We start from the raw sequence: 18,037 nt of genomic DNA, 5'->3' as shown, positions 1-18,037 counted from the left end.
CTTCCTCAGAGCTCGAGGCCGTAGATCTCGGCGGCCGCCTGCCGCGAGATGCGCTCCTCGCGCAGGTCGCGCTCGACCAGCGCCCGGTCGCGCTTCCGGGGATCGCCGAAGCCGCCGCCGCCGGCCGCGACCATGCCGACCGACTGGCCGGGCTGGAGCATGCCGACCCGGCGCTCCAGCGGCTGCGCGCCCGGCGAGAGCTCGACGCGGGCCGTGCTGCCCGGCTCGCCGCCGAACAGGCCGAAGGGCGGCACGATGCTGTTGGTGCCGCCGGCCGAGATGCGCGCGACATGGTCGAGCATCCGCACGCGGCGGCGCAGCGTCATGCCGCCGCGGAACTCGCCGGCACCGCCGGAATCCTGAACCAGCTCGTAGCATTCGACCATCACCGGATGCTCCGTCTCCAGCGCTTCGATCGGCAGGTTGGCGGTGTTGGTCGTATTGACCTGCACGCCGTCGAGCCCGTCCTTGTGGGCGCGCGCGCCCATGCCGCCGCCATGCATCTCGTTATAGACGTAGAAGCGGCCGGTGCGCGGATGGATGCCGCTGGTGGTCAGGAGCGTGCCGCCGGTCGAGGCGGCGGCGACGCGGTCCGGCACGATCTGGGCCATGGCCGCGAAGATCATGTCGACCAGACGCTGGCCGATATCGGTGCGGCTGTAGACCGCGGCCGGCGGCGTCGAATTCAGGACGCTGCCGAGCGGGGCCGAGACATGGATCGGCCGGTGGAACCCGGCATTGGCGGGCACGTCGGGGTCGACGATGCCCTTGACCGCGAAATAGACCGTCGCCAGCAGCGCCGTGTAGACCATGTTGATCGGCGCGCGCACCTGCGGCGGCGCATCGGGGAAGTCGATCGCGATCTCGTCGCCCTTGACCTCGATCACGACCTGCAGATCCAGCACGCCGTCGATCAGGTTGCTGTCGAAGTCGTGGCGGAAGCGATAGGTGCCGTCAGGGATCGTGGCGATGCCGGCGCGCGTGCGCCGCTCGGTATAGTCGAGCACCTGGGCGCCGGCGGCGCTGACCGTGTCGCGGCCATATTTGTCGCAGAGCGCCTGGTAGCGCTGCACGCCGAGGCGGTTGGCCGCCATCTGCGCCCGGAAATCGTTGATGCGCTCGCGCGGAACCTGGCAGTTCAGCAGGATCAGCGCCATCAGGTCGTCTTGCAGCACGCCCTCGCGATAGAGCCGGACGGGCGGGATGCGCAGGCCTTCCTGGAAGATATGGGCATGGCCGCGGTCGACGAAGTCCGAATGGTGGGCGAGGTTCGTCACCCAGGCGACGAGCTCGCCGCCATGGAAGATCGGCTCCATGAAGACGATGTCGTTGAGATGCGTGCCGCCGCCGGTATAGGCGTCGTTGCCGACGAAGACGTCGCCGGGCTTCACGCTCGCAAGGTCGTGGTTCTTGAAGACGTGCTCGGCGATGCCGAGCAGCGAGCCGAGATGGACCGGGATGTGCTCGGCCTGGGCGATCGTGCGCCCCTGCGCATCGAAGAGCGCGGTCGAGCAGTCCTGGCGCTCCTTGATGTTGGTCGAATAGGCGGCGCGGATGATCGCCTTGCCCATCTCCTCGACGATCGTCGTCAGGGCGCTGCCGATGACCTCGACCGTGATCGGGTCCAGCGTCGGGGTCTTGACGGTGTCCAGCATGGTCAGCCCTCGATGATCAGGTTGAGATAGGCGTCGACCGTCGCGGTCTGGCCGGGCAGGACGAGCGTGGTCGAATCCATCTGGTCGAGGATCGCCGGGCCTGGGACGCGATGGCCGGGGCCGAGCTGCTGGCGGTCATAGATCGGGCAAAGCGTGAAGCCGCCGGCCTCGGGCAGCCAGACCTCGCGCCTGTCGACGATCGCGGCTTCGGCCGGCCCCGTCGCCGGAGCCTGGGGCTTCAGGTCGACCTTGGGCACGAGACCGACGGCCTCGACGCGCAGCGTCGTGACCTGGACCGGCTCTTCGGCGGCGATATAGCCGTAGACCTGTTTGTGGGCCCGCTCGAAATCGGCGCGCAGCCCGGCGATGGCTGCCGCATCGATCGCGCCGCTCGGGCAGGGCACGGTGAGCTCATAGCCCTGGCCGCCATAGCGCATGTCGATCGAGCGGATGACAGAGCGCCGCTCGGCCGCAATCGCCTCCTGCTCGAACCATTCGGCGGCGCGCAGCTCCAGCCCGGCATAGCCCTGCTCGATGCTGCTCGCGCCGTCGAGGCTCAAGGGCAGCAGGCGGGTGAGCGAAAGGTTGGTGCGCAGGTCGGTGAGCAGCAGGCCGAGCGCGCACATGATGCCGGGATATTTCGGCACGACGAGGCGCGGGATGTCGAGCTCGCGGGCGAGGCGGGCGGCGTGGATCGGTCCCGCGCCGCCGAAGCCCAGCATGGCGTAGTCGCGTGGATCATAGCCGCGCTCGACCGAGATCACGCGGATCGCCTTGGCCATGTTGGCGATGACGACGCTGATGATGCCTTGCGCCGTCTCCATCAGATCCATGCCCAGCCGGTCGGCAAGGCGGCCGATAGCGGCCCTGGCGCGGGCCTGGTCGATCTTCATGCGGCCATTGAGGAGATGGGTCGGATTGAGCACCTGGAGCACGACATTGGCGTCCGTGACGGTCGGCTCCTCGTTGCCGCGTCCATAGCAGACCGGCCCGGGATCGGCAGCGGCCGAGCGCGGGCCGACCTTGAGCAGGCCGCCGGCATCGATCGCGGCGATCGAGCCGCCACCGGCGCCGACCGTGTGGATGTCGAGCATCGGCAGCTTCAGCGGATAGCCGTGCACGGTGGCATCGTTCGACATTTGCGGCCGGCCGCGATCGATCAGCGAGACATCCGTCGAGGTCCCGCCCATGTCGAAGGTGATGAGGTTGTCGAAGCCGGCGAGCCGGCCGACCGAGAGCGCGCCGATGACGCCGGCGGCAGGCCCCGACAGCACGGTGCGGGCCGGGAAGTTCTGCGCCACCTCCGAGGAGATCACGCCACCATTGGATTGCGTCAGATGCGGGCGGGCCGCGATGCCGATCTCGGCCAGGCGCGGCTGCAGCCGCGACAGGTAGGACTTCATGATCGGCCCGAGATAGGCGTTCACGACCGTGGTCGAGAGCCGCTCATATTCGCGGAATTCGGGCGCGACCTCATGCGAGATGCTGACGAAGGCGTCCGGCATCTCCTCGGCCAGGATCTCCTTGACGCGCTTCTCGTGAGCCGGCTCGACGAAGGAGAACAGGAAGCAGACAGCGACCGAGGTGATGCCCTCGGACCTGAGCTTGCGGGCGGCGGCGCGCACCTCGTCCTCGTCGAGCGGCGTCAGGATGCTGCCGTCGAAGAGCACGCGCTCGGAGACCTCCAGCCGCTTGTCGCGGCTCGCCAGGATGCGCGGCTTCTCGGTCTGGAGATCGTAGAGCGAATCGCGCTTCTGACGGCGCAGCTCCAGCACGTCGCGGAAGCCCTTGGTGGTGATCAGGCCGGTCTCGGCGCCGCGGCCGACGATCAGCGCATTGGTCGCGACCGTGGTGCCATGCCCGAAATAGACGACATCGACGTCGCCGCCCGCGACCTTCGCGACTTCCCCCACGCCCTGCTCGACGCCGCCGGCGATGCCGAGCGAGGGATCCTGCGGTGTGGACGACACCTTCCAGACATGGATGTCGCCATTGCTCTCGTCGAACATGCAGACATCGGTGAAGGTGCCGCCGGAATCGACGCCGACGCGCAGCCTGATGGCGGATTGGTCCTGAACGGTCATGAGGTGGTCGCGATCCGGTTCGGTCGATGAGAGGCAAAGAGGCCGTGCGGCGGGCGTTTAGCCCGCCTCGCTCCATGCCCGGCGGTTGGCTTCAGCGCGGCTTGATGTCGATGGCGCGGACCCAGTCGTCGCCACGCGCCTGCCAGTCGATCGCCTTCGACTGCGCGTAGGTGATCGGCGTGAAGAACAGGAAGACCGAGGGCGAGGCCTCGCAGAGTTCCTTGGTCAGTTCCTTGTAGAGCGCCGTCCGCTTCGCCGGGTCGTTGGTCGAGCGGGCCTCCTTGGCGCGGGCCGTGAAGGCGTCGTTGTCCCAATAGGCCTGGGGATTCTCCTTCTCCCAGAAATTGAGCAGGCCGCCGGCATCGAGCGTCGGCCAGCCCAAGCCGAAATAGGCGGCGTCGCCGAGATTCTTGGCGACGATGTACTTGTTCATCCAGGCGCCGAACTCGATCTCGCGCAGATTGACCGTGACGCCGATCTCGCCGAGCTGCGAGGCGACGACCTGGGCGATGTCGGAGGCTTGGAGATAGCGCCCCGTCGGAATCTCCAGCTCCATGGTCAGGCCCTTGGCGAAGCCGGCCTCGGCCAGGAGCTTCTTGGCCTGCGCGGGATCATAGGGCACCGGCTTGAGGTCGGGATTGTAGCCGAAATAGGCCGGGGAGAGCGGCTGGCAGTGACTGATCTCGCTCAGGCCGTTGAGCAGGCCGTCATTGATGGCGGTCCGGTCGATGCCGTGGTTGAGCGCGCGCCAGAGCTTGGGATTGTCCTTGAAGGGCGGGCGCTTGGCGTTGAGCTTGAGGAACATGCCGCGCGTGCCCGGGACGGCGCTCGCCTCGGCCCGGCCGCTATCCTTGATGCGTGCGATCTCGGAGGTCGGAAAGGCGGTGATGAGGTCGATATCGCCGGCCAGCAGGGCCGAGATCCGCGAGGAATCCTCCGGCATCATGCGGAAGGTCACGGTGTCGAAGGCAGGCTTCTCGCCCCAGTAGTCCTTGCGTGCCTTGAGTTCGACCCGGTCGCCGCTGGCGAAGCGCACCAGCTCGTAGGGGCCGCTGCCGAGCGCCGTGACCGACGGATTGTTCTCGGCCGTCCATTTCGGCGGCATCAGCAGGAACATCGACATCTGGTCGGGCATGTCGGGATAGGCGGTCTTGGTGGCGAACTCGACGACCGTCGGCGAGATGACCTTGACCTCGCTGATCGAGGCGAACCAGGGCTTGTTGCGCGCGCCCGTCTTGGGGTCGAGCACGCGCTCGACATTCCATTTCACCGCCTCGGCATCGAGTTTCTCGCCATTCGAGAAGGTCACGCCCTCGCGCAAGGTGAAGCGCCAGGCATTGTCGCCGATCGGCTCCCATTTCGTCGCGAGCCCGGGCCGGAGCTTCATGTCCGGGCCACGGTCGACCAGCGGCGTATAGATATGGGCGGCGACGCTGAGATCGGTGCCGACCGTCGTCGATTTGTCGGGGTCGAGCGTGTTGACGTTGCTCGGCAGCGCGATGCGCAGGTCGCGGGCAGCGGCGTCGCCGGGGCCGAGGAGGACGCCGCACAGGGTCAGTGCCAGCACTGAGGCGCCGAGCTTGGAAGACAGGTTGTTGAACATGACGATCCCCTTGACCTGATTTTGGCGCCAATCTTGAATTCGTGATTGGCATCTGTCAATATCCTTTGCGCGCCACGCTCTGCCCAACGACTGGGCAGGACTGTCATGGCCGCCCCGGCTTGCGTCCGGCACAGGTTCCGGCGCAGAAGGATTTTCAGGCGATGCCCCTCGGAATCGCGTCGGATATGGAACAGGAAGGGCGCGGGATACGGTCGATGAGCGTCGACGACAGGACAAAGCTGACCAGCGGCGGTGCGAGTGCGGGCAGGGCGCGCCAGCTCGCCGCACTGATCGAGAGGGATATCAGCACCGGCCGCCTCAGCGCCGGATCCTGGCTGAAGCAGGTCGACCTGGAGGCGCAGTACGGCGCCTCGCGCCTCGATATCCGCCAGGCGCTCGACCGGCTGGAGGAGAAGGGCTTCGTCAAGCTCGAAACCAATCGCGGCTACCGCGTCGAGGAGTTCGACAGCGCCCGTTTCCGCAATGTCGTCTCGATCCGCGCGATCCTGGAGGTGGCGGCGGCCGAGGAGGTGATGAAGCATATCGACGATGCCGGGCTCGCGCGTCTCGACCATCAGGCCGGCCGGTTTGCCGAGGCCGTCGCCTCCGGCACGGTCGTCCAGCAGGAGGAGACCAACCGCGCCTTCCATTCGGTCATGCTCGAGTTCTGCCCCAACCGCGATCTCGTCGCGATGATCTTCGATCTGCGCAGCCGCGTGCCGGTCACGCTGACGCGCGAGAAGAACACGGCGACGCTGCTCGCGCAGACCGCGCGCGACCATTACGACATCGTCGAGCGGCTGCGGCAGCGCGACAAGCCCGGCCTGACGGCCGTCGTCCGGCGGCATGTGCTGGCCGGCCTCGAGATCATCTGAGCCGGAACGGGGATTTCCAATGCGCGTCGCGATCATAGGTTCGGGCGGGATCGGGCGCGGCTATGCCGCCTATCTGGCCGGCCAGGGCCACCAGCCGGTGATCTGGTCCCCGAGCGGCGCCGCGCTTGCCGATTTCGCCGGCAATGCGCCGCTGACGGTCACGGGCAAGATCGAGGGCTCGCTGCCGCTCGCTGTCGCGCCCGACTGCGCCGGGGCCGTCGACGGGGCGGAGGTCGTCATCGTCGCGGTCCAGGCCAATGGCTTCAAGCCTGCGCTCGACGAGCTCGCGCGGCATCTCGGCGCCGGCCAGGCGGTGATCATCAGCGCGCATTGTTCCTTCGCCGCGCTCTACCTGCATCGGCTGCTGGTCGAGCGTGGGCTCGATCTGCCGATCGCCGCCTGGGCGACGACGGCCCTGACCGCGCGCAAGAGCGGGCCGCGCAGCGTCCACATCTCCGGCATCCGGGCGAAGCTCGACGTGGCGACGCTCCCGGCGCGGCTGGCCGGGCAGGGGCTCGGCATTTGCAGGGCGCTGTTCGGCGACCGTTTCGAGCCGCGCGAGGACGTGCTCGCGATCATGCTGAGCAATCTCAACCCGCCGGCCCATATGGCCAACATGCTCGGCAACCTGACCCGCGCCGAGAAGGGCGAGGACTGGCCGAATTACGGCTCCATCACGCAAGGCGTCGGGCGCATCGTCGATGCCATGGATGTCGAGCGTCTGACGCTGGCGAAGGCCTTCGGCCTTTCCGTGCGCAGCGTGCAGGACCATTATGTGCATTCATTCGGGGTCGCGCCCGGCCCGGTCGGCGAGATGGCGGCCGCGGTCTATGCGACGCGGCCGGAGCTGCTCGGCCCCAAGACGCTCGACACCCGCTTCATCACCGAGGACGTGCCCTTCGGCCTCGTGCCGCTGGAGCTGCTCGGCGCGGTGGCCGGCGTGGCTATGCCGCTGCATCAGGCGGGCATCGCGCTGTTCGATGCGATCTGCGGCCGCGATTTCAGGGCCGAGAACGATATCCTGCCCGCGCTCGCCCTCGGTTCACTCGATCCTGCGGCGCTGCATCGGCTGCTCCGCGACGGCTGCTGACCGGCTGACCTTGAGACGGGCATCGCTTGCTGCCGAGTCTTCACGACCTTCGGCCTCGTGCGGTTTCCGATCAATCCGTCATCGCGAGCGAAGCGACGCGATCCAGGGCGCTCGACGGCCCTGGATTGCTTCGTTGGCGAAGCCTCCTCGCAATGACAGCCTATTCTGAGCAGAAAGCTCAGCCAGCTCAGCGAGGCAGCTCGCCGCGCCGCGCCGTTGCCAGCACGCCCGCCACGGCCTCGTCGGAAAGGCCGTAATCGGCCTTGGCCATCTCGGCGGAAATGTAGCCGAGCGCCAGGTCGCGCTCGACGCTGCGCTGGTCCCGTTCGCCGGGCGCGCCGTAGCCCGCGCCGCCGGGAAAGGCCATGACGACCTTGCGGCCTTGCGGCACGAACTGCTTGCCCTTGCCCTTCATCTTCGTGCCATCGTCGAGCGCGATGGTGGTCGGCGCGCCGGCGCCGCCGCCGCGGCGGCCGCGAGCCGGGTGATGGACGCGGTCGAACATCGCCTGGATGTCGAATTCGTATCCCGCCCAGGCGCCAACCTCCATGTGCTGGCCGAGCCCGCCGCGATGGCGGCCGGTTCCGCCGGAATCGGGCCTGAGCTCCTTGCGCCACACGATGACCGGCCCGACCTGCTCGGTCGCCTCGACCGGCATCGTCATCACGCCCGACGGGAAGGCCGTCGCGCTCATGCCGTCGAGCGACGGGCGCGCGCCCGAGCCTCCCGAATTGAAGGTCAAGACTTCGGCGCGAACAGCGTCCTCGGGAGCGGGCCCGTCGCTGCGCGGACGCAGCGAGACCTGGAAGTTGCAGAGGCTGCCCGCACCTTCGGCGGGAACCACGCCGGGCAGGATCTTGTCGAGCGCGTCATAGATCGTGTCGGGCACCATGTGCCCGATGATGTGGCGCAGCGCGACGGGCGCCGGCCATAGCGCGTTCACGATCGTATGGTCCGGCGCGACGATCCGGAAGGGCTCCAGCGACGCGGCATTGTTCGGAATCTCGGGCGCGATCGCGCATTTCAGCGCGTAGCAGGTATAGGCCTTGGTATAGACGAGCGGCACGTTGATGCCGTTCTTGTCGACGCCCGACGTCCCCGCCCAGTCGCAGAGCACGCCGTCCGGCTCGATCGAGATCTTCACGTGCAAATCGATGGGCCGGCTATAGCCGTCGATCCGCATATGGCCTTCGGCCTGCGCCCGCGGCAGCGCCGCGATCTTGTCCAGCGTCGCCTGCCGCGAGTTCGTCAGGATGAACTCCGAGATGCCGGCGAGATCGGCGAGCCTGAACTCGACCATCATGTCGATCAGGCGGCGATGCCCGATCTCGTTGCAGGTCGCCAGCGCATAGATATCGCCGACGAGCTGGTCCGGCTCGCGGACATTGCCGCGAATGATCGTGACGAGCGTCTCGTTCACGGTCCCACGGTCGACGAACTTCATGATCGGAACATGAAGCCCTTCCTCGTAGACCGAATTGCCGTCGGCTCCGAAGCCGCGGCCGCCGACATCGACGACATGCGCCGTGCAGGCGAAGAAGCCGACGAGGCGGCTCTGGTGGAAGGACGGGCTGACGATGGTGATGTCGTGCAGGTGACCGGTGCCCTCCCAGGGGTTGTTGGTGATGTAGACGTCGCCCTCGCAGATGTTCTCCCGCCCGATCCGGCGGATGAAATGCGCAACGGCATCGGCCATGGCGTTGACATGGCCCGGCGTGCCGGTCACGGCCTGCGCCAGCATCTCGCCCTTCTCGTTATAGACGCCGGCGGAGAGGTCGCCGGCCTCGCGCACCGAGGTCGAGAAGGAGGTGCGGATCAGCGCCTGCGCCTGTTCCTCGACGACCGAGATCAGGCGGTTCCACATCACCTGATAGGCGACTTTCGAGATCTCAGACATGAGCCACCTCCTTCCGGTCCGCCTTGTGCGGGGCGGGTGATTGTTCCTCCAGGCGGATATCGATGCAGCCGTCGTTCAGCGTGACGGCCACCCGGCTCGAGGGCAGGACGATGGTGGTCTCCTCCTCCGTGACCACGGCCGGACCGCGGAGAGCGCTGCCGGCCGGCAGGTCCGCGCGATCATAGGCGTCGGCCTCGACCTGCCGTCCAAGCCCGGCATCGAAGATCCTGCGCGCAGCTTGAGACGATGCTGCCCGCGTCCCGCTGAGTGCCTCGACCGCCGTCACCGGCGTCGGCGGGGTATGAGCGTTGACCGACCATACCGTGATCTCGGCCTCGAGGCCCTTCACCGTGCGGCCGAACAGATTGACGTATTCCCGCTCGAAGCGCTGCAGGATGACGGTGGGATCGGCGGCGCGCGCCTCTTCCGGCGTCAGCGTCACCGGGATTTCCCAGCCCTGGCCGGCATAGCGCATATAGATCTTGTATTCGGTCAGGATCTCGCCCTCCCAGCCGCAGGAGCGGACGACGCGAGTCGCCTCCTCCTCCATCTCGTCGAAGAGCCGCGTCACGCGCTGCGTGTCGAACCGCGCCAGCCGCATGAACAACGTCCGGTTCGCCTCGAAACTGAACGGCGCCCGCAGGAAGCCGATGGCGGAGCCGACGCCGGCGCCGGGCGGCACCAGGCAGCGCGAGATGCCGAGCTTTTCGCAAAGCCGGCCGGCATGCAGGGGAGCGGCTCCGCCGAAGGCGATCATCGTATAGTCCGACAGGTCCTCGCCGTTCTCGACGGCATGGACGCGGGCCGCATTGGCCATGTTCTCGTCGACGACCTCGGCGACGCCCCAGGCGCTTTCCAGGGCATCCATGCCCAGCCTGCCGCCGATCTCTGCTTCGAGCGCGCTGGCGGATTCGTCCGAAAACAGCGGGATCGTCCCGCCCGCGAAATTCTGCGGGTCGATCTTGCCGAGGATGACGTCGGCATCCGTGACGGCCGGGCGCTTGCCGCCACGGCCGTAGCAGGCCGGTCCCGGCTCGGATCCGGCGCTTTCCGGCCCGACCCTGATCTGGTTCATCGAGTCGACATGGGCGAGGCTGCCGCCGCCGGCGCCGATCTCGACCATGTCGATCACCGGAATCGAGATCGGCATGCCGGAGCCCTTCTTGAACCGGTAGGTCCGGGCCACCTCGAAGACGCGTGCGGTCTTGGGAGTGTAGTTCTTGATCAGGCAGATCTTCGCCGTCGTCCCGCCCATGTCGAAGGAGAGCACCTTCTTCAGCCCGTGCCGGGCCGCGATATCGGCCGCGAAGACCGCGCCGCCCGCGGGGCCGGATTCGACCAGGCGCACCGGAAACTCCGAGGCGCTTTCCAGCGAGATGATGCCGCCGCCCGAATGCATCAGGAAGATCGGGCAGGAGGCTCCCTCATCCGCGAGCCGCCCCTTGAGCCGCACGAGATAGCTCTTCATCAGCGGCTTGATGAAGGCGTTGGCGATCGTCGTGTTGAAGCGCTCGTATTCGCGCATCTGCGGCGAGACTTCCGAGGACAGCGAGATCATCACGCCGGGCAGCCGCTCAGCGAGCACGTCGTGGATCATCCGCTCATGCGCGTCGTTGACGTAGGAGTGGAGCAGCCCGACGGCGACGCTATCGTAGCCGGCCTCGCGCAATTCCTCGGCGAGCGCCTCGACCTCGGTGCGCTCGAGCGGCACGAGCACCTGCCCGCGCGCGTCCATGCGCTCCTTCACAGTATAGCGCCGGTTCCTCGGCAGCAGGGGCTCGGGCAGCGTCAGGTTCAGGTCGTATTGTTCGAAGCGGCTCTCGGTCCGCATCTCGATGACGTCGCGAAAGCCCTCGGTGGTGATGAGGGCGGTCTTCGCGCCGCGCCGCTCGATCAGCGCGTTGGTCGCCAGCGTCGTGCCATGGATGATCTGCCCGATGGTCGAAGCGGCGATGCCGGCCTTGGAGCAGACGCGGTGCATCCCTTCGACGATGGCGTCTTCCGGCGCGGCATAGGTGGTCAGGACCTTGGTCGAGAACCTCTGCCCCTCCTGCTCGAGCACGACATCCGTGAAAGTTCCGCCGATGTCGACGCCCAGGCGGCCCCCGAAAATGGACATGGCTGCTTCGCCTCCGTTGCTTGATCGAGGGAGGATAGAAATGGGCGTCTATGTCGTCGAATTATTATTATCTATGCTATTCGATACAGATTATTTATCGAGAGCCAGGCCATCGCGACGCGTCAGTGATGCCGGGCGGCACGGTCCCCCGCGAGCTCCGCCGAGCGCTTGAGCAGGAAACTGGCCGGCGTGTGGGCGAAGGAGGCCGTGAAGACGAGCGCGCTCGGCTTCCACGCATACGGGATCTCGATCAGCTCCCCGGAGGCGAGCGGCTTTTCCACCAGCGTATACGGCAAAGGCGCGATCCCGAGGCCATCGATGGTCATTTGAAGGCAGGCCGACAGGCTGCTCGACGGCACGATCCGCACGGGCTTTTCCCAGAGCTCGCGGAAATGCGCGGAAAGCTCGACGAAATGGCGCGTGTTGCGGGCATGGGTGAGGATCGTGTGGGCGGCCAATGTCGCGATGTCGGAGCCGGAGGGTGCGAGCCGGGGCGAAGCGACCCAGACATAAGGAACCGAGCCGAGGTCGGCATTGCTGATGTTGAAGTTCGAGATCGGGCCATTCAGGAGGCACAGGTCCAGCGCCCTCGAAACGAGCTCCTCCCTGAGGTTGATCGTGAGATCGACCTTCAGCTCGACATCCACGTTCGGAAAGACCTGCCGCAGGTCGAGCAGGTAGTCGCGCAGCCAGGTCTGCGCGATGAGCTCGGCGACGCCGAGCCGAAGGATGCCGACCTGCTGGTCCGAGCGGATGGATTGCTGCGAGAATTCCTCCGAAGCGATGAGAACCCGTTCGGCATGGGCCAGCAGGGAATGCCCGATCGGCGTCAGCGCGACCGAGCCCGAGTCGCGATAGAACAGCCTCACGCCCAGCACCGACTCGAGTTGCGAGATGCGCACCGAGATATTGGGTTGCGTCGTGTTCAGGCGCTCTGCCGTCCCTCTGAAGCTGCCGAGCTTGGCCACCCAGACGAAGCTTTCGAGCTGCTTCAGGGTCCAGTTCGGCATCACCCCTCCAAAGAGACATCAGGCGGCGCGCAAATGTTGAGCCGTCGCCACTCTTGATAAAGAAAATGCATTGCGAAAACAGCAAAATTCAATTGGCAGCTATCGAAAGAACACGTTGGACTGCTGTTAGCCGGCCTTGGCGCCCTGGCCGGGCCACCAAGTGAGAGAACCCGTGCGGATTCCAGTCCGTTCCGAGGCAAAAAAGAGGGAAACGATGAACCGCAGAACTCTGATTGCAGCCGCCGTCTTTGCGACGAGTGTCGCCTTGACCGTGCCCGCTTTCGCCCAGACGAGCTGGACGATGGCCTCCGGCTATCCCGAGAGCAGCTTCTTCACCCAGAACATCCGGCAGATGATCAAGGAGATCGAGGAGAAGAGCGGCGGCAAGCTCAAGATCGACCTGCGCTCCAATGACAGCCTGATCAAGCTCGATGCGATCAAGCGTGCCGTTCAGTCGGGCCAGATCCAGATCGGCGAGATCCGTCTCGGCGTCTATGGCAACGAAGCGGCCATGTACAATCTCGACAACATCCCCGGTGTCGCGACGACCTACGATCAGGCCACCAAGCTGACCGAGGCCCAGCGCCCGTTCTTCGATGCGATGTTCAAGAAGAACGGCCTGCGCGCCATCACCTATGTCGCCTGGCCGGGCCAAGGCTTCTACACCAGGCAGCCCCTGGCCGCGCTTGCGGATCTGAAGGGCCAGAAACTGCGCATCTATTCGAAGCAGACGCAGATCATGGGCGAGAAGCTCGGCATGGAAGCCCTGATCCTGCCGTTCGCGGAAGTGCCCCAGGCCTTCTCGACCGGCATGATCCAGTCGCTCTGGACCAGCGCCCAGACCGGGACCGACGTCCAGATCTGGGACTATGTCAAGCACTTCACCTATACCGGCACGATGCACAACAAGAACGCGATCCTCCTTAACGAGCGCGCCTTCCGCCAGCTCGACGAGGCGACGCAGAAGGTCGTGCTCGAAGCCGGAGAGGCCGCCACCAAGCGTGGCTGGGACCTGTCCAAGAAGGCCAGCGAGGAACGCGAGAGCGTTCTCAAGAGCCATGGCGTGACGATCGCTCAATCGCCCAAGGACGTGCTCGACGCCATCGAGGGCGCCGGCAAGGGCATGGTGGCCGAATGGCTGAGCGCCGCGACTGCCGAGGAGAAGGCCGTCTACGAGACCTATCAGAAGAGCCTCAAGTAAAACCGGCCTTCGCGAGACGTCCGTCTTGAGCAACCACGGTCAGCGGGGGGTGTCCGGCATGCGGCGGACTCTGGATAGATTCTACGAGGCCTGCGGCTATCTGGCCGCGGCCTTCATGATCGGCATCGCAGTTGCGATCGTGGCTCAGATCGTCGCGCGCATGCGCGGCGTGACGCTCGACGCCACGGAGGCGGCCGGACTGTGCCTGGCGGCATCGACCTTCTTCGGCCTCGCCCATACCTTCAGGCGCGGCGCGCATGTGCGCATCAATCTGATCGTCGACAGACTGCCGGTCCGGTTTCGGCGCGGCGTCGAGATCTTCAACTGCCTGCTCGGCGGGGTCGTGGTCTCGTTCCTCGCCTGGCATGTCAGCCAGTTGGCGATTCAGTCCTACCAGTACAACGACATCAGCCCCGGGCTGCTGGCCATGCCCTTCTGGATTCCGCAGACGGGCGTCGCCGTGGGCGTGATCGCTTTCGCGGTCGCGCTCGTCGACGAATTGTTCTGGCTGCTCACCGGCGGTCGGCCGCGCTACGAGGCGCCCGACGAGATCGGCCTCGACAAGCCCGTGGCATAGGGAACGCGTGATGGATCCGATCGTTCTCGCCTCGCTGGTTCTCGCCGGCTCGCTGCTCCTGCTGCTGGCAAGCGGCGTCTGGGTTGCCCTGTCACTGCTGACCGTCGGCATGGTGCTGATGGGCCTCTTCACCACCGCTCCGATGGGGTCGCTGATCGCCTCGACCCTGTGGGACTCGAGCTGGGGCTGGGCCCTGACCTCGCTGCCGCTCTTCATCTGGATGGGCGAGATCCTGTTCCGCTCGAAATTGTCCTCGGACATGTTCCAGGGCCTGGCGCCCTGGGTGTCGCGGCTGCCGGGGCGCCTCCTGCATGTCAACGTGCTGGGCTGCGGAATCATGGCGGCGGTCGCTGGCTCCTCGGCCGTGACCTGCGCCACGATCGGGCGGATCAGCGTGCCGGAGCTGGAGAAGCGGCATTATCCGCTCAACATGACGATCGGCACCTTGGCCGGCTCCGGCACGCTCGGCCTGCTGATCCCGCCTTCGATCATCATGATCGTCTATGGCGTGACGGCCGAGGTCTCGATCGCCCGGCTGTTCATCGCCGGCGTCCTGCCCGGTCTGCTCCTGATGTGCCTCTTCATGGGCTACACGGCGATCTGGAGCATGCTCAATCCGGACAAGATGCCGCCTGCGGACCCGCCGGTGCCCTTCCTGGAGAAGGTCTACCGGTCGCGGCGGCTGATCCCGGTCGCGCTCCTGATCGGCTCCGTGGTCGGCTCGATCTATGGCGGCATCGCAACGCCGACCGAAGCCGCGACCATCGGCGTGATCGGCGCGCTCATCCTCGCCGCCGTCGGCGGCGGGCTCAGCCGCAAGAGCTTCATGGAAAGCCTGATGGCGGCCATGCGCACCTCCTGCATGATCTCCTTCATCATCGCCTGCGCGGCTTGCCTGACGATCGCCGTCGCTTTCGTCGACATCCCGCGCTCTCTCGCGAGCTGGGTCGATGCGATGCAGCTTTCGCCCTATGCGCTGCTGGCGGTGCTCGCGATCTTCATGCTGATCCTGGGCTGCTTCCTCGAGGGCATCTCGATCATCGTGCTGACCTCCTCGGTGATGCTGCCGATGGTGCAGGCCGCGGGAATCGACCTCTTGTGGTTCGGCATCTTCGTGGTGGTCCTGATCGAGGCCGCGCAGATCACCCCGCCCGTCGGCTTCAACCTCTTCGTGCTTCAAAGCATCACGGGCAAGGATATCCTGACCGTGACGAAGGCCGCGATCCCTTACTTCTTCGTGCTGATGCTGCTGCTGGTCCTGATCACGGTCTTCCCGCAGATCGTCACGGCGCTGCCGAAGATGATGACGAGCTGATCGGCCGGACAACGAGGCCGCAAGGGAGGAGCCGGCCGCGCCTCCCGCGGAGCAACGTGCCGTTGATCCCGACATGCGGATCGTCGGTTTGAGCCTGAACTTGCTCGCGTCGTCGCGAACGTGATTATGTTCGGGCAGATGGCTGACAATCGTCCTGGGCCGCATGTGGTGATCGTCGGAGCCGGCTTCGGCGGCCTCGAGGCGGCACGCGATCTCGCGAGCGCGCCGGTGTCGATCACGATCGTCGATCGGCGCAACCATCACCTGTTCCAGCCCTTGCTCTACCAGGTTGCGACGGCTTCGCTTGCGACATCGGAGATCGCGTGGCCGATCCGCTCGCTGCTTCACAGGCACAAGAACGTCACGACCCTGCTCGGCAGCGTCGTCGGCGTGGATGTCCAGGAGAAGCAGGTCCTGCTGGACGGCGAGGAGCCGGTCCCTTTCGACACGCTGATCCTGGCGACGGGCGCCCGCCACGCCTATTTCGGGCATGACGAATGGGAGCCGCATGCGCCCGGCCTGAAGACGCTCGAGGACGCGACCAGGATCAGGCGGCGCATCCTGGCCGCATTCGAGCAGGCCGAATGGGAGACGAGTGAGGCCGAACGCGCAAAGTTCCTCACCTTCGTGATCATTGGCGCTGGGCCGACCGGCGTGGAGCTCGCCGGCACGATCGCGGAACTCGCCCATGACACGTTGCGCGGCGATTTCCGCAAATTCGACACGCGCAGCGCGCGCGTCGTCCTCATCGAGGCCGGGCCCCGGATTCTCTCCGGTTTCAGCGAGGATCTCTCGGCCTACGCGCAGCGGGCGCTGACGCGTCTCGGGGTCGAGATCAAGCTGGGACACGCCGTTTCCAAATGCGGCGAGGCCGGCGTCGAGCTCGGTGGGGAGTTTCTCCCGGCCAAGACGATCCTCTGGGCGGCCGGAGTCGCTGCGTCCGCCGCCGCGGATTGGCTGCACGTGCCGGCCGATCGCGCAGGCCGGGTTCTCGTGGAGCCCGATCTCACGGTGCCGGGACATCCCGACATCTTCGTGGTCGGCGACACCGCTCATGTCGAAGGCGCGGACGGCAAGCTCGTTCCCGGCATAGCGCCGGCGGCCAAGCAGGAGGGCCGCTATGCTGCCCGTGTGATCAAGGCGCGGCTGCGGGGCGCTGCCGCGCCACAGCCCTTCGCCTACAAGAACGCCGGCAATCTTGCGACGATCGGCAAGCGCGCCGCCATTGTCGATTTCGGCTGGATCAAGCTGAAGGGCCGCCTGGCCTGGTGGGCCTGGGGCATCGCCCATATCTACTTCCTGATCGGTCTGCGCAACCGCCTGACCGTCGCCCTCAACTGGCTCTGGATCTATATCAGCGGCCACCGCAGCGCTCGCCTCATCACGCAAGGCGACACGAGGAAGGGCAAGGAGCCGACCTAGAGCCGGCCTAAGCGGGCGGAGCTGCCGTCGAAGCCCTGACGACGATGCCCAACGGCTCCAGCCGTTCCCGCTCCTGCTGCAAGTCGAACTCGATGCTGTCGATCAGCCGGTGCGTGGCGCGCTGGCCGAGGCTTTCGAACGGGTATTGGACGGCCGTGATCGCCGGCACCTGCATCGTCGCGAGCGGCCCGTCGAGCAGGGCGATGACCGAGAGGTCGCGCGGCACGGACAGCCCCATCTGCCGGGCCGCCGCGATGATGCCCGCGGCGACGATGGTGTTCGCCGCGCAGACGGCGGTTGGTCGCGTGCCGGCTGCCGCGACGATGCGCTCGAAGGCCGCGCCCGCTTCGGCCCAGCCATAATTGCACTCGCCGACCATGCTGGCCTCGAAGGGCAGGCCCGCCGCGGCGAGCCCGGCCCTGAAGCCATCGAGGCGCTTGCGCCCGGCATATTGGTGGAGCGGCCCCGAAACATGGCACAGGCTGCGATGGCCGAGCGCCGTGAGATGCTCCACGGCCTGGGCCGTGCCCGTCTCGTAATCGACGATGATCGAGTCGTTGCGCTCGTCGAGCTCGCGGTTGACCAGGACATAGCGGATCGACTGACGGCGCAGCCCCGCGACCAAGCTCGGGTCGCTGACCGTGGTGAGCAGGATGCCGTCGACGCGGTTGCCCTCGATCAGGCGGCGATAGAGCTCGGTATCGGGCTGGTCCTTGTCGGCCAGCGAGATGAAGAGGGAATAGCCCCGCTCGATCGCCGCCTTCTGCGCGCTGCGGATGATCGTGCCGAAGGCCGGGTTGTCGATCTCGGGAACCACGATCCCGATCATGTGCGAGCGCTTCAGGCGCAGCGCGCGAGCCCGGACATCCGGCCGGTAGCCGAGCTGTTCGGCGGCATCGAGGATGCGCTGGCGCGTCTCGCCCCGGACCGCGAGCGTCGCTTCCCCGCTCATCACCCGCGACACGGTCGATTTCGCGACGCCGGCGAGGGCGGCGACATCGTCGAGCCGTGGCACCGGTGCGGCCTTGTCCATCCAGCAGAATCCTCGCCTGTCGCGAATTCCCGGCAGCGGGCCTCGCCGCGACGAGGAAGTGCACGGCTCGCGCCCGCTTGACAAGGTCGGGTTCTAGCACATAGCGTTAAGGAAATCGATTTCCTAAATCGATTTCCCAAGCCAATCGCGAGACGA

13 protein-coding genes are annotated in these 18,037 nt (G+C 66.6%); 6 read left to right on the top strand and 7 right to left on the bottom strand.

Translation table 11 applies throughout. The features are described from left to right. Positions 1-5 precede the first annotated feature (5 nt). The 3 genes from ACTIF2_RS01395 to ACTIF2_RS01385 all read right to left on the bottom strand — a co-directional run bounded on the left by ACTIF2_RS01395 (position 6) and on the right by ACTIF2_RS01385 (position 5,342). Positions 6-1,655, bottom strand: a complete 1,650-nt coding sequence (locus ACTIF2_RS01395; protein WP_439495224.1) for a hydantoinase B/oxoprolinase family protein — start codon at positions 1,653-1,655, stop codon at positions 6-8. 2 nt (positions 1,656-1,657) lie between these two features. Then, positions 1,658-3,739, bottom strand: a complete 2,082-nt coding sequence (locus tag ACTIF2_RS01390; RefSeq protein WP_439495223.1) for a hydantoinase/oxoprolinase family protein — start codon at positions 3,737-3,739, stop codon at positions 1,658-1,660. Positions 3,740-3,830: 91 nt separating this feature from the next. Continuing rightward, a complete protein-coding gene (locus ACTIF2_RS01385) occupies positions 3,831-5,342 on the bottom strand; it encodes an ABC transporter substrate-binding protein (protein WP_439495222.1) in 1,512 nt (503 codons plus the stop codon). A 215-nt stretch (positions 5,343-5,557) separates the two neighbouring features. Here ACTIF2_RS01385 and ACTIF2_RS01380 point away from each other — a divergent pair, with 215 nt between their 5' ends. Continuing rightward, on the top strand, positions 5,558-6,217 hold the full coding sequence (locus ACTIF2_RS01380; RefSeq protein ID WP_439495221.1) for a GntR family transcriptional regulator: 660 nt from the start codon (positions 5,558-5,560) through the stop codon (positions 6,215-6,217). A gap of 19 nt (positions 6,218-6,236) precedes the next feature. Further along, positions 6,237-7,307 carry an NAD/NADP octopine/nopaline dehydrogenase family protein gene (locus ACTIF2_RS01375; protein ID WP_439495220.1) on the top strand — a complete coding sequence of 357 codons (1,071 nt, stop codon included), beginning with the start codon at positions 6,237-6,239 and terminating at the stop codon, positions 7,305-7,307. A gap of 187 nt (positions 7,308-7,494) precedes the next feature. Here ACTIF2_RS01375 and ACTIF2_RS01370 read toward each other — a convergent pair whose 3' ends face one another. The 3 genes from ACTIF2_RS01370 to ACTIF2_RS01360 all read right to left on the bottom strand — a co-directional run bounded on the left by ACTIF2_RS01370 (position 7,495) and on the right by ACTIF2_RS01360 (position 12,333). After that, positions 7,495-9,204 (bottom strand): hydantoinase B/oxoprolinase family protein, encoded by a 1,710-nt coding sequence (locus tag ACTIF2_RS01370; protein WP_439495219.1) that lies wholly within the window; start codon positions 9,202-9,204, stop codon positions 7,495-7,497. Continuing rightward, complete coding sequence (locus ACTIF2_RS01365) at positions 9,197-11,323, bottom strand: hydantoinase/oxoprolinase family protein (RefSeq protein ID WP_439495218.1); 2,127 nt, start codon at positions 11,321-11,323, stop codon at positions 9,197-9,199. The genes ACTIF2_RS01370 and ACTIF2_RS01365 overlap by 8 nt, the downstream gene beginning before the upstream one ends. 122 nt (positions 11,324-11,445) lie before the next feature. Continuing rightward, positions 11,446-12,333 carry a LysR family transcriptional regulator gene (locus ACTIF2_RS01360; protein ID WP_439495217.1) on the bottom strand — a complete coding sequence of 296 codons (888 nt, stop codon included), beginning with the start codon at positions 12,331-12,333 and terminating at the stop codon, positions 11,446-11,448. Positions 12,334-12,547: 214 nt separating this feature from the next. Between ACTIF2_RS01360 and ACTIF2_RS01355 the strand changes: the two genes are divergently transcribed. From ACTIF2_RS01355 to ACTIF2_RS01340, 4 genes are all read left to right on the top strand, one after another. After that, positions 12,548-13,534, top strand: a complete 987-nt coding sequence (locus tag ACTIF2_RS01355) for a TRAP transporter substrate-binding protein (RefSeq protein WP_439495216.1) — start codon at positions 12,548-12,550, stop codon at positions 13,532-13,534. A gap of 58 nt (positions 13,535-13,592) precedes the next feature. Further along, positions 13,593-14,111, top strand: coding sequence for a TRAP transporter small permease (locus ACTIF2_RS01350; RefSeq protein ID WP_439495215.1), 519 nt, complete (start codon positions 13,593-13,595; stop codon positions 14,109-14,111). 10 nt (positions 14,112-14,121) lie between these two features. Continuing rightward, on the top strand, positions 14,122-15,426 hold the full coding sequence (locus ACTIF2_RS01345) for a TRAP transporter large permease (RefSeq protein WP_439495214.1): 1,305 nt from the start codon (positions 14,122-14,124) through the stop codon (positions 15,424-15,426). 138 nt (positions 15,427-15,564) lie between these two features. Beyond that, positions 15,565-16,848, top strand: coding sequence for an NAD(P)/FAD-dependent oxidoreductase (locus ACTIF2_RS01340; protein ID WP_439495213.1), 1,284 nt, complete (start codon positions 15,565-15,567; stop codon positions 16,846-16,848). 7 nt (positions 16,849-16,855) lie between these two features. Here ACTIF2_RS01340 and ACTIF2_RS01335 read toward each other — a convergent pair whose 3' ends face one another. Then, entirely contained in the window at positions 16,856-17,881 is a 1,026-nt protein-coding gene (locus tag ACTIF2_RS01335) for a LacI family DNA-binding transcriptional regulator (RefSeq protein WP_439495212.1), read from the bottom strand. Positions 17,882-18,037 lie beyond the last annotated feature (156 nt).

Origin of the sequence: Allobosea sp., assembly GCF_051860145.1 — a bacterium.
Taxonomy (GTDB): Bacteria; Pseudomonadota; Alphaproteobacteria; order Rhizobiales; family Beijerinckiaceae; genus Allobosea.
The sequence above is the reverse complement of the archived record's forward strand: the minus strand, read 5'-3'. Positions and strand labels throughout refer to the sequence as shown.

Excerpts from the sequence above, each read along its gene's own strand:
- ACTIF2_RS01395 (WP_439495224.1), bottom strand. The coding sequence starts at position 1,655 with ATGCTGGACACCGTCAAGACCCCGACGCTGGACCCGATCACGGTCGAG.
- ACTIF2_RS01390 (WP_439495223.1), bottom strand. The coding sequence starts at position 3,739 with ATGACCGTTCAGGACCAATCCGCCATCAGGCTGCGCGTCGGCGTCGAT.
- ACTIF2_RS01385 (WP_439495222.1), bottom strand. The coding sequence starts at position 5,342 with ATGTTCAACAACCTGTCTTCCAAGCTCGGCGCCTCAGTGCTGGCACTG.
- ACTIF2_RS01380 (WP_439495221.1), top strand. The coding sequence starts at position 5,558 with ATGAGCGTCGACGACAGGACAAAGCTGACCAGCGGCGGTGCGAGTGCG.
- ACTIF2_RS01375 (WP_439495220.1), top strand. The coding sequence starts at position 6,237 with ATGCGCGTCGCGATCATAGGTTCGGGCGGGATCGGGCGCGGCTATGCC.
- ACTIF2_RS01370 (WP_439495219.1), bottom strand. The coding sequence starts at position 9,204 with ATGTCTGAGATCTCGAAAGTCGCCTATCAGGTGATGTGGAACCGCCTG.
- ACTIF2_RS01365 (WP_439495218.1), bottom strand. The coding sequence starts at position 11,323 with ATGTCCATTTTCGGGGGCCGCCTGGGCGTCGACATCGGCGGAACTTTC.
- ACTIF2_RS01360 (WP_439495217.1), bottom strand. The coding sequence starts at position 12,333 with ATGCCGAACTGGACCCTGAAGCAGCTCGAAAGCTTCGTCTGGGTGGCC.
- ACTIF2_RS01355 (WP_439495216.1), top strand. The coding sequence starts at position 12,548 with ATGAACCGCAGAACTCTGATTGCAGCCGCCGTCTTTGCGACGAGTGTC.
- ACTIF2_RS01350 (WP_439495215.1), top strand. The coding sequence starts at position 13,593 with ATGCGGCGGACTCTGGATAGATTCTACGAGGCCTGCGGCTATCTGGCC.
- ACTIF2_RS01345 (WP_439495214.1), top strand. The coding sequence starts at position 14,122 with ATGGATCCGATCGTTCTCGCCTCGCTGGTTCTCGCCGGCTCGCTGCTC.
- ACTIF2_RS01340 (WP_439495213.1), top strand. The coding sequence starts at position 15,565 with ATGGCTGACAATCGTCCTGGGCCGCATGTGGTGATCGTCGGAGCCGGC.
- ACTIF2_RS01335 (WP_439495212.1), bottom strand. The coding sequence starts at position 17,881 with ATGGACAAGGCCGCACCGGTGCCACGGCTCGACGATGTCGCCGCCCTC.